The following is a 13,085-nucleotide window of genomic DNA, read 5'->3' on the forward strand; positions in this document are numbered from 1 at the left end:
TTCAGCCGATCGGGATGACCACGATATCCTACGATCCGTTCGCGCCCGCCGCAGCATTCGGCCCGCACGTGCGCAAGGTCGACACGCTCGATGAGCTTCTTACGCAATCCGACGTCGTCAGCCTGCATTGTCCTCTGACCCCGCAGACGCACGGTCTGATCGGCAAGCGGGAATTCGAGCTCATGAAGCCCGGTGCGCTGTTGATCAACACCGCGCGCGGCGAGGTCGTAAACGAGCCGACGCTGGTCGATGCGTTGAAGTCAGGCCGGATCGCAGGCGCCGGCCTCGACAGCTTCGCTATCGAGCCGCCCGCGAACGACCATCCGCTCTGGGCTCTGCCGAACGTGATCGTGACGCCGCATTGCGGTGGCGTGACGGAAGAGGCGCGGCGCCAGGTCTCGCTGATGACCGTGCGCAACGTGCTTGCTTTGCTGCGGGGCGACACGGTCGATCAGCATTGTTTCGTCACTCGATAGCTCCCGCGGGCCTCAATGAGGAGGATCGACCTATCGCTTTGACACCAGATCCTAGAGGATTTGAGCAAGCAGAGCGCAGACGAAGCTCGTTACCAAGATAAGCGCCGCTACCAAGCTGACGAGGTCGACGGTCCAAGGGCTGGTGGTGCCACCAACGAGATCCAGGTGGCAGGCATGGCTTTCGTCCCGGTACGTGCGAAGGCGCATTGCAGTCTCCCGAACGTAAGTGGATTGGTTCAATGGCTCAGTCAGGCTGCGGTTCCTGAAAATTGCGTCGCGACTGAAAGCTCGCGGTTCGGCGCGGCCGGGCGGGGCGTGCCGCGCTAGCGCCTGAGCGAATGCGAAAGGAAGAACCGCAGCATCTCCCGCGTCGCGTCCGGCCCTTTGGGATCGGTGTAGGAGCCGGCGGGACTGCCTCCTGACCAGGCGTGACCGGCGCCATGGATCGTCCAGTGCTCGGACGTCACCTGCCCGCTCGGGTCGGCAAGCATCGTCCGCGTGTAGGCATGGCCGCCTGGCGCCCGCCCGCGGATCGACGTTTTCCCGCGCGTAGCTCCAGTCGATTGCGCGAAGATCCGATCGCCATTGTCCGGATGCACCGTGGTGTCGCGATCACCGTGGAAGATGATGGTCGGTACAGCTGATTTTGCCGCCGTCAAGTCGGACCCGCCGCCTTGACGCATGGCGATCAGCGCGGACGGAAGGTCGCGTGCGGCCCCGCAGGCGAGGCCGGAATGAACCCCGACGGCAGCGTACAGGTCGGGGTAGGTGGCAGCCATGACGGCCGCAGCCGCGCCGCCCGCCGACAGGCCACAGACATAGACACGCTTCGGATCGATCGCATACTCACGCATGATCTGGCGGGTGATGCCCGCGATCAGCGACGGCTCGCCACGATCGCGCTGCTGGTCGTCGCTGCGGAACCAGTTCCAGCATTTCGCCTGATTGGCTCCGCGCGGCTGTTCGGGATAGACCACGAAGCAGTTCTGCGCGTCCGCCAGGAAGTTCATCCGTGTGCCAGCGGCAAAATCGTCTGCCGACTGGGTGCAGCCGTGCAGCATGACGATCAATGGCAGTGCTGGTTCCTGACATCGGTGTGGCTTGAACAGCTTGTAGCTCCGGTGGCCGGCCGCATTGCTGAAGTGGCCTTCGACGAATTGGGTGCCCTCCGGCGCGATGTCCCGCATCGCGGGCGCGCGCCTGATCGGACCTCGCAGACCGAGGCTTGCGATGTCAGCGGTGCCCGCGCGCGACCGCCTACGAGTGTGAGCGGATTTGGCTTGAGCAGGCTTGGCTTGAGTGGGCTTGGCTTGCGTGGGCGCGGCCGGCTCAGGTTGGCGCGCCCGCTCTGCGAGGCGCGTGGCCTTTGCATCAATGGTCGGCGGCTCGAGCCTTGCGGGCGTGGTCCGGGCAGGACTGGCGGGCGGCGCTGCCGGCGCGCTCGCGCCGCGCAGCATGCGCTGCAGCAGCGCGGTGGCCTCGACTAATTGGCCGGCGCGCGTCAGTCGCGTGGCCTCGCGGACGATATCTGGATTCAGCATCGCGTCACCTCATTCTGTCGGCAAGAGCAGCCTTGACCGCGGCACTCGCATGGAGCGCGCCGAGCACCGAGACCGAAGCGATGGTGGCGCGGGCAAGTTCGGGCGTGACGTCAGGGGCAATGGTCGCAAGGCCCAGCACATTGATCTGCAGCATCTGGCCGCGGCGCTGCGCGGCTTCGAGATCCGCGCGGCTGTAATTCCGCAAGCCGAGGTCCAGGCTGTTGCGGACCGTCGACTGCTTGACGACGTCGGCGTGCCGCTCGAGCTGGTTCCGGATCGCCGTGCGAATGAAGTCGGTGCGGTTGGAATAGAACCCCTCCTGCACCATCAGGTCGATTTGGCCGAGGTCGACATAACCGAGGTTCACGGTGATTTTCTCGGTGTCGGGCGCCTTTGGGCGCAGTTCGCGGATGTTGTCTGCCATGACATTGTTCCATTTTACCATCCATTGGGATGGTACATGGATGGCATATGGATGCTCGAACCCGCCATTCAAGGGGCTCCGAAAGGGGCTGCCACGGCAAATGGAGCGTCGAATCGCCTGGCGATCGGAGCGCCGGGGCTTTGCGAGCGCCGCTAACGGCGTCATTCGACGTTGGCGCGGACCGGGATGACGTCTCGATTGCCAGGGCATGGCAATCTCTGCCCGATGCTCAGGACTCATGCGTCAAGCGCCGCAGGAATCGGGCAAGCTCGGCGCGGAGGTAGGGCTTACCGATGACGGGAAACTCGCCTATCGCGCCGTGCTGCGCCAGGACATCTGCCGCATTGCCCGAGGCAAGCAGGATCTTGATGCCCTCATACAGCCGTCTCGCCTCGCGCGCGAGCTCGATGCCGTTGACCCCGCCAGGCATCACCACGTCGCTGAGCAGAATATCGGGCTGCATTCCGTTCTTGAGCATCCGCAACGCGCCGACGCCATTGCGGGCGTAGACAACCTCATAACCGAGCCGCTTCAGCATCGTCAGTGTGACATCCAGGACTTCGTCATCGTCCTCGACCAGCAGCACCTGTCCCGAGCCTGCCGGCGTGTCGTGCGCCGGCGTGACCGCGGGCTCTACCACAGGGGCTTGTGCCGACCGGGGCAGATAGAGGCAGATCGTGGTTCCCGCGCCGACGGCGCTCTCGATGGTGACATGACCGCCGGATTGCCGGACGAAGCCGTAAACCATGCTCAGCCCCAGCCCGGTCCCCCGCCCGACCTCCTTGGTGGTGAAGAACGGCTCGAACGCCCGGTCGAGCGTTTCCGGAGTCATGCCGCAGCCCGTGTCGGTAACCGAGATCATGACATAGCAGCCGGCCGACACGCCGGCGATCGCATCGTCCTCCAGCGTGACGTTTCGCAGGCTGATTTCGAGAAGTCCGCCGCCATTCGGCATCGCATCGCGCCCGTTGAGCGCGAGGTTGAGCAGCGCGGTCTGCAGCTGTGCGGGATCGATGTAGCAAGGCCACAACCGATCATCGCCAACGAGACTGAAATTGCATCCCTCGCCCGCCGCCTGGCGGATCACCTCCTGGAAATCGCGAATCAGGCAATCGGCATAGACCGGCTTCGGTGTCAGCTTCTGCCGTCGGGAGAAGGCGAGCAGCTGAGCGGTCAGGTTGGCACCGCGATCGGCCGCCTTCCGGGATGCTGCCGCCAGCTCGCGGGCATGATCCCGGTCCGTCTCGGCGCTCTCGATCAACTCGAGATTCCCCGAGATCACCATCAGCAGGTTGTTGAAGTCGTGGGCGATGCCGCCGGTGAGCTGGCCGATCGCCTCCATCTTCTGGCTCTGGTGAAGCTGCTCCTCGATCAGTCGGCGCGCCTCGATCGCCTGCTTGTGCTCGGTTGTATCCCGAAACAGCACGGCAAGACCTTCGCCCGACGGAAACGCGTTAATGTCGTACCAGACGCCACGCCGGGCACAAAACCGCTCGAACGAGGTAGATTGCTGCTTCGACACCGCCTCCTGGAGCAAAACGGCGACGTCAGGCTCTGCGGCAGCAACCGAAAACGCTTCCCAGATGTCCACGCCGATGAGATCGCGCTCCTCGGACAGATGTGCCTGGGCACGGGCGTTGAGATAGGAGACGCGAAACTCCCGATCAACGATCATGACGCAATCGTTTGTGCTCTCGAAGATCGAGGTGATTCGATTGGCCGCCTCCTCGGCTCTTTCCTTGGCCTCGTAGAGTTCCCGCTCGCGCGCGGCGAGCGCGTCGGCCATGGTGTTGAATGCGTCAGCGACCCAGGAGAGCTCCGACCGCTTGTCGCGAATATGCACCCGCTGCGCATAGTCCCCGAGTCGCCACTGGTTCGCGGCATCGACCAGTTGCTTGAGCGGTTGATGAATGAAGCGCCGAGCCCCGAACCATGACAGCAGCAGGACCAGTGTCGCGCCGAGCGCGATGAGCAGCACGTCCTGCCAGGTCCGGCGCTCGATCCAGCTGAAGGCCTGTGCCTTGTCGAGGCCGACCGCGACGAGCAGCTCTCCGGAATCTGCTTGCAAGGTCGAGTAGCCCACGATCCGCTCGACGCCCTTGAGATCGACGGTCGTGATCGTGCCCGAATGGTCGGAATGCATGTAGCGCTGGCCGGGCATCTGGCGGCCGACGAATTTGCCGTTGTTGGGATAGCGCGCGAGGTAGGTCCCGGCGCGATCGGCGATGGCCAGCGCCGCGCCGCGCGGAACGCCCATCTGCAGGATGAAATTCGCCAGCCACTCCAGATTGAGTGCGGCGATGATGACGCCGGTGAACTCCCCATGCTCGTCCGAGAACGGCAAAGCGAACGGGATGAGCTCGCGCCCGGTCAGCCTGCCGATCGAATAGATCCCGACTGTGAAATGGCCCGTCCGCATCGCTTCGGTGAAATAGGAGCGGTCCGCAACATTCACACTTTGGCCGTTGGTGGTGCAGATGGACTGTCCTTTCATATCGACGATGATAAAGGTCAGGAACGCCGGAAAGCGCCCCTTGAGCGTCGACAGATAGCCGCTGCAGGCCCGCGAATCCCTTTCTTTGATCGCCGGAAGCTCCGAGAGCGCGATCAACACCTGGCGAATGCCCTCGACGACCTGTTGCTGCTCGGCGGCCGCGAGCTTGGCGAGGCCAAGCGCCTGTTCCTGAACCTCGGCCTGGCGGGAACGACGGAGATCGATCTCATTATAGGACTGGATCGCGATTGCCGGCAGCAAGGCGACGGCAATGAGTGCAAACAAGCGCGAGAGCAGCGTCACGGCTCAGTGTCCGGGACGATAAATCCGGCTTGCAGCCAGCCTTGCCGGGCTGCGCCAGGACACGCGACGGTATCCGCGCCGAGGATGGACAAGGCGACGGGCAGAAGCCGTTCGACCTGGCACCCGGCTTGTGTCCGGAGACAGCTCCGCGATCTCCATCTCTCACTCCATCGAGTCGACAGGAGATGCATGCGCTCTGTTACTGAAAGATGTTCAGTAACGACAATTGCATTACGATTGCAACGCAAAGTCATGTATCCGGCGCAATGCCAGTGGCTGCCGTGGTGGTGGTGGTGATTGCGATCGTCATCTGGCTGATCATACTGCTGCGAGCCAGGACGAGCTGTCGTTTCGACGCTCAGGCGAGACGATTAGGGACCATTCCAAAGAAGGCGGCTTCAGTTCGATGGAAGTCGTCGGACGATCCCTGGATATGCGCGGAAGCTCAGACCAGGACCAACCTCGAGCTCGTGCTCCCCCACAGCTCCAGCCGACGGTCGCTACCTCGACGATCTCGTTGGTGGGCCCGGCAGGACTCGAACCTGCAGCCAGACCGTTATGAGCGGCGGGATGCTGGAGACGCTGATGCGCAGCCTTGCTTTGCTGGGCGAGCCCCCGCCCGACACATTCCTCGGCCGGTGGCCAGTTTCGACTCCGTCCGACGAAGAGCCGGGGCAATAACAGCGAGCGGAGCGCAAAGCCGCAGTCTCTTCTTCACCGCAATCCGACGTTGGACAGAACTGAGTCTGAGCGACGTGAACTGCGACCAGCAGGGTCTTTGGTCGCGGCGGACTTGTAGCCCGCGCCCCGATGAAGCAAGCGCTCAAAGTCGCGGATCATGCACTTGATGTGGTCGCGCGTTATCGCGTTCATTTCAGCCAATTCCTGTAGCTATGGTGCACGCGATCCACATCGCAGGATTCGCTTTTCCTGCACGATGTAGAGGGCGAGCATTTCGAATTGGGTGGCGAGAGCACTGTAGCTCCCGCTGATGTTTCTGAGCAGGTTCGCGCGCCTCTCAGGTATGCCGGGCTGCTGCGCACGAACTCGGTACTCGGACGAAAGTTGCCGGCACTGCGCAGCCTTCGCTTCGGTTTCCTTCATCGATTGCGATCTCAGAGTGCTATATCTTTAAGGTTGAAACACAATCGACGGCGATAGCTGGTCCTGCGGCCTCGATCAAGATCGCCCGACATTACAAATTAGTAGGTTCGCGCGCGCGGCGCGCTGAATTTCCCTAAACCGTGCTCAGTGGAGCCGCGATGATGTGGCCTCATCCGGCCGCGCGTGGAGGCGGTAGAAGGTTTGCGAGGCGCGTTGCCACGTGCGGGGAGCCAGGACATGGCGGAGCGCCTGACTGGCACCCATCAGGGCGAACCGGGCTTCTTCGCTGAGGCGATCGTCCTGCAGTATGTACTCGATCTCCCGTAGTTCGGCCGCGATATCGACGATGTCCATCAGCTCTCCGTTCGGTTCTGCCGCCGAGGTCACGGTTTCATTCCGAGAAGCTTGTGGATGGTGTTTCCACCTTCCTCCTTCAAGTCGCCAAATGCGGCGTCAAGCTCCAGACGGTCCGTCGCCATGCCCGTCCTCACAGATCTCGGCACCTCGTTCTCATCGACCAGCCTCACGAGGGTCGATGCACTCATCGAAAGGTAGGCTGCAGCCTGGTCGGTGCACATGCCTCGCGGAGGGGAGGCAAAACGATCCGCCAATTTGTCTGGCAGTTTCATTCGATCAGCGCCGCTTCCGTCTCGGTGATCTTCACTTATGGTGCACGCGATTGCTTTTCCTGCACGATGTAGAGGGCGAGCATTTCGAATTGGGTGGCGAGAGCACGGTAGCTCCGGCTGATGTTTCTGAGCAGGTTCGCACGCCGCTCAGGTACGCCGGGCATTTGCGCGCGAGCTTGGTAATCGGACGAGAGTTGACGGCACCGCGCAGCCTTCGCTTCAGTTTTCTTGGGCATTGATTGCGAACAGCTCCGCGCCTTTATCGGTGATCTTCACATGGGTGTCGCTTTCGTGCAGCCACAGCCGGCCTTGCGCGATGGCGTAGTCGAGGCCTGCCTTGTATTCGGCCGGCGCGGCGCCGAGCCCGGTCAGTATCGGCCCGTTGATCTTTTCGATGTTAAGGCGGCCGCCCTGTACCGGCTTCAGCGAACGCGCAATTTCCATCAGCTTGCTGCGGCCTCAGGGGCAGCGTACGGGCGTGGTTCAACGAACTTCATCGCTTCACGTCTCAAACTCGAAATAGTTTCATTGCCACCAATGCGATTGCGACCGACCCCATCAAAACGAGGCCGACAGCGTACAGGCGATCCGGAATATTCATCCCAAACCTCATTCGTCCAAATTTGCGGATTTTGCGGTTCGGACGCTGAGTGTCGATTGACCCCGAGGACAATGGCACCACGTTCCGAAATCGACATCATCGACTTTGCCGAGCATGCGAGGCACGTGCTCGGCCAACCCCCCGCATGCATTTCCACCACGAGCCGGTGCATGCGGGGGGTATGGGGTGTATCAAACCGTGCTGGCGAGCGCCTTGATGATCTCTTCGCGGTCGATGTCGGGCATCACGTCAACTTTACGCTTGCTTGTCCATGCGCGATGCGCTCGGCGGCTTCGCAATGTGGCTGATGGATTGCGAACCATTGCGGGTTCGTCGGGTCCTTGGTCTCTGCACCGCAAATGGAACGGAACGGCGGAGCCGGCGGATTTGTCTTGGCCTGTTTGTCAATGAAAGCGATTGATATTGGCCGGCGCCTTGACGCAGCCGCGCTCGGCCCTCCCAGCATAATGCGCCAGCCATCGTCGGTGAGATCGCGCAGCTGCTCGGGTGAGGTGCGAGATCCGCGCTTTCTGGAGCTTGCGAAAGATCGTCGCGCTTTGGCTAGGGTTCGTGCCTAGCCGATTTCGGGTACCATCTCCGGGTTCTGGCTAATGGTGGGCGCACAAGGGATCGAACCTTGGACCTCTCCCGTGTGAAGGGAACGCTCTCCCGCTGAGCTATGCGCCCGGATTTCGGTGGCGGGGGCGGCGTTGAAGCCGGCCAAGCGCCCGAAGCAGTCCGTCGGAGGGTGCGATTTACGAAGTGCGGGCTATCGGTGTCAAGGTTTGCGCCGCCCTCCGGGGTGGAATTCTCCGCAAGGCAGGCTCCTCCTCGGAGCCGGTCACGCCGGAGCGGTGCTAGGCCCCGATCTGGCGGGCACGCGAGGCGTGGGCCTGCAGGGCGCGAATGCGCTCGGCCAGGGTGCCGCCCTGGGCGCCGGCCGCGGCAGGTGCCGCCGCGGTGCCGTTCGCATTGCCATTGGCCGGGCGGGGGGGCGCCGGTTCTGCGGCCAGGATCGCCTCGATGGTGGAATTCGGCCCCTCGATCTGCATCGCGAGCTTGGCCACCTCGGCGGCGATATCGTTGATGCGTTCGCGCAGCAGGGCGTTTTCCATGCGTTCCTGGGCCCAGGTGCTTTCCGCCTGCTGCTGGACCGCGTTCATCTCGCGCTGCAGTTTGGCGCGCTCGTCACGGGCGGCGCGGAGCTGCTCTTCCAGCGCGGCCTTCTCGGCCTTGAGCTTGTCGACGGCCGACGACTTGCCCCCGGAAAAGCCGGCGATCTCCTCGCGCAGCTCCTGCACGGTGCGCTCGGCGGCCGTATTGGCCTGGCGGAGCTGGTTGGTCTCGAACTCCCGCTCGGCTAGCAGCTTGCCTTGGGTTGCCAGCCGCCCCTCGAGGTCCGCGACCCGGCTCGCCAGCATCTCGGCTTCCTTGACCTGGACGATCAGCTGACGGTCGAGGTCGGTGACGCGCTGGCTCAAATTCTCCACCCGGCCGCGCGCATCGGTGAGCTCGCGCGTCGCCGTCTCCTGCTCGCCGCGCTCCTGCGCCAGCCGCGCCTGCGTGGCGGCCAGGTCTTTGCCGGCGTCGCCGACGCGCGCCGTCAGCTCCTCGACCTGGGTCCGCACCGTCACCAGCTCGATCTGGCGGTTGTCCGCCAGCATCGCGCGGTCGTTCAGATCGGTCGTCAGCTTCGACAGCTCACTCTGCTTGTTCCGCAACGCCTGCTCGGCGGCGCGCAGCGAATCGGTCTTGGCGTTGACCTCCTCCTCGGTGGCGCGGAGCTGGTCCTTGAGCGCCTTCTCCCGGGCTTCCAGCGCGAAGATCGCGGCGTTCTTCTCGCCCAGCTCGATCTTCATGCGGTTGATCGCATCGGTCTTCTTGCCGAGCTCGGCAAGCTGGCTCGTGGTCTTGCTCTTGAGCGTCTCGACGCTGAGCTCGAGCCGCCGTGCCGACATGGCGAATTCGGCGCGGAGCTGATCCTTGTCGGCCTGGATCTCGGCCATCGACAGTGGCGTGGCGGCTTCCAGGCGGCGCGTGGTCAGCCGGACGGCCCGGTTGTGCACCAGCGGAACGACCATCAGGGCGCATAGCATTGCGACCAGAAAACCGATCGCAAAATACATGATCGGCTCGACCATGGGACGCAGGCTCCGGGACGTTGGGCTTGATGGAATCACAATGACATGGCCGCAGGGACGAAGCCAGCCTGTTGCCAGGTTAACGTTGATCCATCAGTGCAGAATGTGTCGGCCCGGCATCAGAACGGGTTCCAGGTCGGGCTCGGCGTGTATTTGAGATAACCGACATTGGCGCCGAGCCGGAGACCGATACCCGAGCGGATCGGCACCAGCACGATGTTGTTGGCGGTGAGCGCGGTCATGCCGAAGCCGCCGACGATATAGGCCGAGCCGTCGATGCCGACGAAGCGCTGATAGATCGCGTTGGTCGCGGGCAGGTTGTAGACCAGCGTCATCGTGCGTGCGCCGTCGCCGCCCCAGTCGAAGCCGAGCGAGGGGCCCTGCCAATAGACGCGCAGGTCGCCGGCGTTCTTGGTGTAGAGCGTGCCCTCGCCATAGCGCAGGCCGGCGACAAAGGCGCCGGAGCCTTCCTCGCCCAGCACGTAGCCGTTCGGCAGGCCCCATTGGCTGACGGCGCGTTCGATCACCGAGGCGAGGCCGCGGGAGACGTTGCCGAAGAACCGATGTCCGGCGTTCACCAGCTCGTCAGGTCCGTAGTTATCCGGTCCCGGCGTGCGCTGTGGCGGCGGCAGGTTCTGAGGTGGCGGCCCCTGCTGTGCGCTCGCCGGCAAGGCAAGGCCGATGAAGGCCGCGAGCGTCGCGGCGGCAAGGCGTAAACCGAAACTCATGAAAAGGTCCCCTGCTATCGAACGTCCGACCGTCGCTTAACCTGACGCCAACCACCCCGCAGCGATGATCGGAGAGGGGCAAAGCCCCATCGACTCCCACTTTATCGGCACCAACTATGACCGGACAACGGCAACAACAAAACCATGGGCTGCCGTGGTCGCGATTTCGCCCGGGAATGGCCGTCTTTGTGCTGCTGGCGGCCTTCTCGGCAGCCGTCGGGGTACAGGCTGCGACCACGGAGCGGATCATTGCCAACCGTTTCAGCGGGCTGGCCATTGATGGCTTCGACCCCGTGGCCTATTTCGTGGATGGACAGCCGATCCTGGGCCTGCAGGAATTCGAGGCTTGGCAGGGCGGGGTGGTCTGGCGTTTCCACAATGAGGGCAACCGCGCCTCCTTCCTCGCCCATCCCGAGGTCTACGGTCCGCAATTCGGCGGCTACGATCCCATGGACGTCGCCCGTGGCGTCACCGTGGCCGGCAATCCGCGGCTCTGGCTGGTGGCTGATCAGCGGCTGTTCCTGTTCAGCCGCGAGGAAAGCCGCGAGGCCTTCGCCGCCGACCCCGAGCGTTACCTGCGCCAGGCGACCGAGCGCTGGCGGGTGCTCGAGCGGGATCTGCCGCAATAGAGACGATGATCGTCTCAGCAGGCCGGCGTGATCGCTGCCGGGTCGCCCCAGGCGACGAAGGAGGGGATGATGAACCCGTCCCGCCCCACGCCGAAGCGCAAGGGAGCGCCGCTTTCCGTGGTGACCGCGCCGCCCGCGGCGGTCACGACCGCGTGGCCCGCGGCCACATCCCATTCGGAGGTCGGCGCCAGCCGCGGGTAGATGTCGGCGCTGCCTTCTGCCAGGCGCCCGAATTTGACCGCCGAGCCGAGCGGCAGCCTCACCGCGCTGGGACGGCTCCCGATGAAGGCTTCCGTGCGCGCATCCCCATGCGACCTGCTGACCGCGGCAACCCAGGACTGACCGGGTTCCGGCATCTTCCGTGTATGGATCGGGGTCGGCGCGCCGATCCTGTCCTCCTCGAATGTCAGACGCTCGGCACCGCGGCCGACCACGCCGCGCCAGATCAATCCGAGTGCCGGAGCGCAGACGATCCCGAGCAGGGGAGTGGCCTCGGTGACCAGGGCGAGATTGACCGTGAACTCGCCGCGACCAGCGACGAACTCCTTGGTGCCGTCGAGCGGATCGATCAGGAAGAAGCTGCCGCCGAAAGGCTGGGCCGGCGCCCCGGCTTGTTCCTCCGAGAGAGTGGGAATCTGCGGCGCAATTCGCATGAGTCCGTCGGCGATCACCCGGTCGGCGGCAAGGTCGGCCTCCGTGACCGGAGAGCCGTCGGATTTTTCGGTCACGTCCATGGCCCGGCGATTGACCGCGAGAATGGCCCGCCCGGCCTGCACAATCAGCTCGGTCAGCGGCTCCATCAGGGTAGCGGCAGTCTTGGTGTCGATGGTCGGGCGTTCAGATGCCGCGGCATTCATGGCAATTTCATCCTCTGGCGTAAACACGAGCAGGTGACGGGCCGGCACGGCTCGCGTTTCTGCTCCTGTGCATCTTTTCGGGCTCGCGCTCGCGTTGGGCGGAGCAGGTATCCAATTCTCGGCCGTGGACCTGGTCTCGGCTCGCAACGTTTGGGCGCGAAAACCTATACGCAGTTTTCCGGATCAGTTCTAAGCTCATATGGCCGTTCATGCGCTTGCAGTGTATCAAGCCTGAAAGCACGCATGATTCGTCAAAAATCGTGGATTTCCAGGAACATCGAATGTCAGGCACATCGTCCCCCGCTCCTGCGACCCAGTATCCCGCCCCCGATACGCTCGAACTCGCCGCATTGCTCTGCTCCAAGGTGTGCCACGATTTGATCAGTCCCGTCGGCGCCATCGTCAACGGGCTCGAGGTTCTCGACGACAATCCGAAGCCGGAAGATCGCGACTTTGCGCTCGAGCTGATCCGCAAGAGCGCCAAGACCGCGTCGGCCCGGCTGCAGTTCTGTCGCCTTGCCTTCGGCGCGGCCGGCTCTGCGGGCGCGCAGATCGATCTCGGCGATGCCCAGACCATGGCGCGCGGCCACATCGAGGATGCCAAGACCTCGATCGTCTGGAATCTGCCGCGGCTGCTGTTGCCGAAGAACAGGGTCAAGCTCCTGCTCAACATGATGGTGATCGCGCAGCAGACCATTCCGCGCGGCGGCGTCTTGACGGTCGATCCGATCGGGGACGGCGAGAGCATGAGCTTTCGGGTTGCTGCCACCGGTCTCAATGCGCGATTGCCGCAGAACATCGTCAATCTTCTCGGCGCGACCCATGAGGGACCGATCGATGCCCATGCGGTGCAGCCTTACTATACGCGCCTGTTGGCCGAGGCTTGTGGGCTGAAGGTGACGCTGGCGGCCGACGGCGATGCGATGGTGGTTTCCGCCGCCTGATAGCGATCGCGCTTGTTCTCATTCGGTGCGAGGGCGCGCGGCATCCCGCGCGTTATGGTTAACCGAACCTTGCCAAGGGAACGTCTACAAGCGCAGGGTGAATCTTATCTCTTTGTTGAGCCCATTCATTTCCGCTTACTCAACCAATATTAAACGGTTTGCATCGAAACTGGCCACGGTTTGAAGGCGCGTCATGTCGCGTGCCGTTGCGTGC

At 63.6% G+C, this 13,085-nt stretch carries 12 protein-coding genes and 1 tRNA gene; 3 read left to right on the plus strand and 10 right to left on the minus strand.

All coding sequences use genetic code 11. The features are described 5' to 3' along the window. Positions 1 to 476: NAD(P)-dependent oxidoreductase (locus BRAS3843_RS36350; RefSeq protein ID WP_035984028.1), on the plus strand; the 476-nt coding region annotated here is incomplete at its 5' end. Positions 477 to 799: 323 nt separating this feature from the next. Here the strand turns inward: BRAS3843_RS36350 and BRAS3843_RS36355 are convergent. From BRAS3843_RS36355 to BRAS3843_RS36400, 9 genes are all read right to left on the minus strand, one after another. Further along, positions 800 to 2,017, minus strand: a complete 1,218-nt coding sequence (locus BRAS3843_RS36355; RefSeq protein WP_008974278.1) for a PHB depolymerase family esterase — start codon at positions 2,015 to 2,017, stop codon at positions 800 to 802. A gap of 4 nt (positions 2,018 to 2,021) precedes the next feature. Then, on the minus strand, positions 2,022 to 2,441 hold the full coding sequence (locus BRAS3843_RS36360) for a CopG family transcriptional regulator (RefSeq protein WP_008974279.1): 420 nt from the start codon (positions 2,439 to 2,441) through the stop codon (positions 2,022 to 2,024). 229 nt (positions 2,442 to 2,670) lie between these two features. Beyond that, positions 2,671 to 5,238, minus strand: coding sequence for an ATP-binding protein (locus BRAS3843_RS36365; protein ID WP_008974280.1), 2,568 nt, complete (start codon positions 5,236 to 5,238; stop codon positions 2,671 to 2,673). A gap of 1,248 nt (positions 5,239 to 6,486) precedes the next feature. Beyond that, positions 6,487 to 6,696 (minus strand): hypothetical protein, encoded by a 210-nt coding sequence (locus tag BRAS3843_RS36375; RefSeq protein ID WP_139025081.1) that lies wholly within the window; start codon positions 6,694 to 6,696, stop codon positions 6,487 to 6,489. Positions 6,697 to 6,725: 29 nt separating this feature from the next. Continuing rightward, positions 6,726 to 6,971, minus strand: coding sequence for a hypothetical protein (locus BRAS3843_RS36380; protein WP_139025082.1), 246 nt, complete (start codon positions 6,969 to 6,971; stop codon positions 6,726 to 6,728). 219 nt (positions 6,972 to 7,190) lie between these two features. Next, positions 7,191 to 7,415, minus strand: coding sequence for a hypothetical protein (locus BRAS3843_RS36385; protein WP_008974285.1), 225 nt, complete (start codon positions 7,413 to 7,415; stop codon positions 7,191 to 7,193). Positions 7,416 to 8,184: 769 nt separating this feature from the next. Then, positions 8,185 to 8,259: transfer RNA gene (locus BRAS3843_RS36390), tRNA-Val, on the minus strand. 170 nt (positions 8,260 to 8,429) lie between these two features. Then, the gene (locus BRAS3843_RS36395; protein WP_008974286.1) at positions 8,430 to 9,713 is read right to left on the minus strand and encodes a hypothetical protein; all 1,284 of its coding nucleotides are present in this window, start codon (positions 9,711 to 9,713) and stop codon (positions 8,430 to 8,432) included. Positions 9,714 to 9,832: 119 nt separating this feature from the next. Further along, positions 9,833 to 10,441, minus strand: coding sequence for a DUF1134 domain-containing protein (locus BRAS3843_RS36400; RefSeq protein ID WP_008974287.1), 609 nt, complete (start codon positions 10,439 to 10,441; stop codon positions 9,833 to 9,835). Positions 10,442 to 10,617: 176 nt separating this feature from the next. On the opposite strand from BRAS3843_RS36400, the gene BRAS3843_RS36405 reads away from it, so the two are divergent. Beyond that, positions 10,618 to 11,070: a YHS domain-containing (seleno)protein gene (locus BRAS3843_RS36405; protein WP_008974288.1), complete on the plus strand. Its 453-nt coding sequence runs from the start codon at positions 10,618 to 10,620 to the stop codon at positions 11,068 to 11,070. Between the two features lie 14 nt (positions 11,071 to 11,084). Here the strand turns inward: BRAS3843_RS36405 and cysQ are convergent, their stop codons facing one another. Then, positions 11,085 to 11,927, minus strand: coding sequence for a 3'(2'),5'-bisphosphate nucleotidase CysQ (gene cysQ, locus BRAS3843_RS36410; RefSeq protein ID WP_008974289.1), 843 nt, complete (start codon positions 11,925 to 11,927; stop codon positions 11,085 to 11,087). A 281-nt stretch (positions 11,928 to 12,208) separates the two neighbouring features. Here cysQ and BRAS3843_RS36415 point away from each other — a divergent pair, with 281 nt between their 5' ends. After that, positions 12,209 to 12,871, plus strand: a complete 663-nt coding sequence (locus BRAS3843_RS36415; RefSeq protein WP_008974290.1) for a histidine phosphotransferase family protein — start codon at positions 12,209 to 12,211, stop codon at positions 12,869 to 12,871. The last annotated feature ends 214 nt before the right edge of the window (positions 12,872 to 13,085 follow it).

The organism is Bradyrhizobium sp. STM 3843, assembly GCF_000239815.1.
Taxonomy (GTDB): Bacteria; Pseudomonadota; Alphaproteobacteria; order Rhizobiales; family Xanthobacteraceae; genus Bradyrhizobium.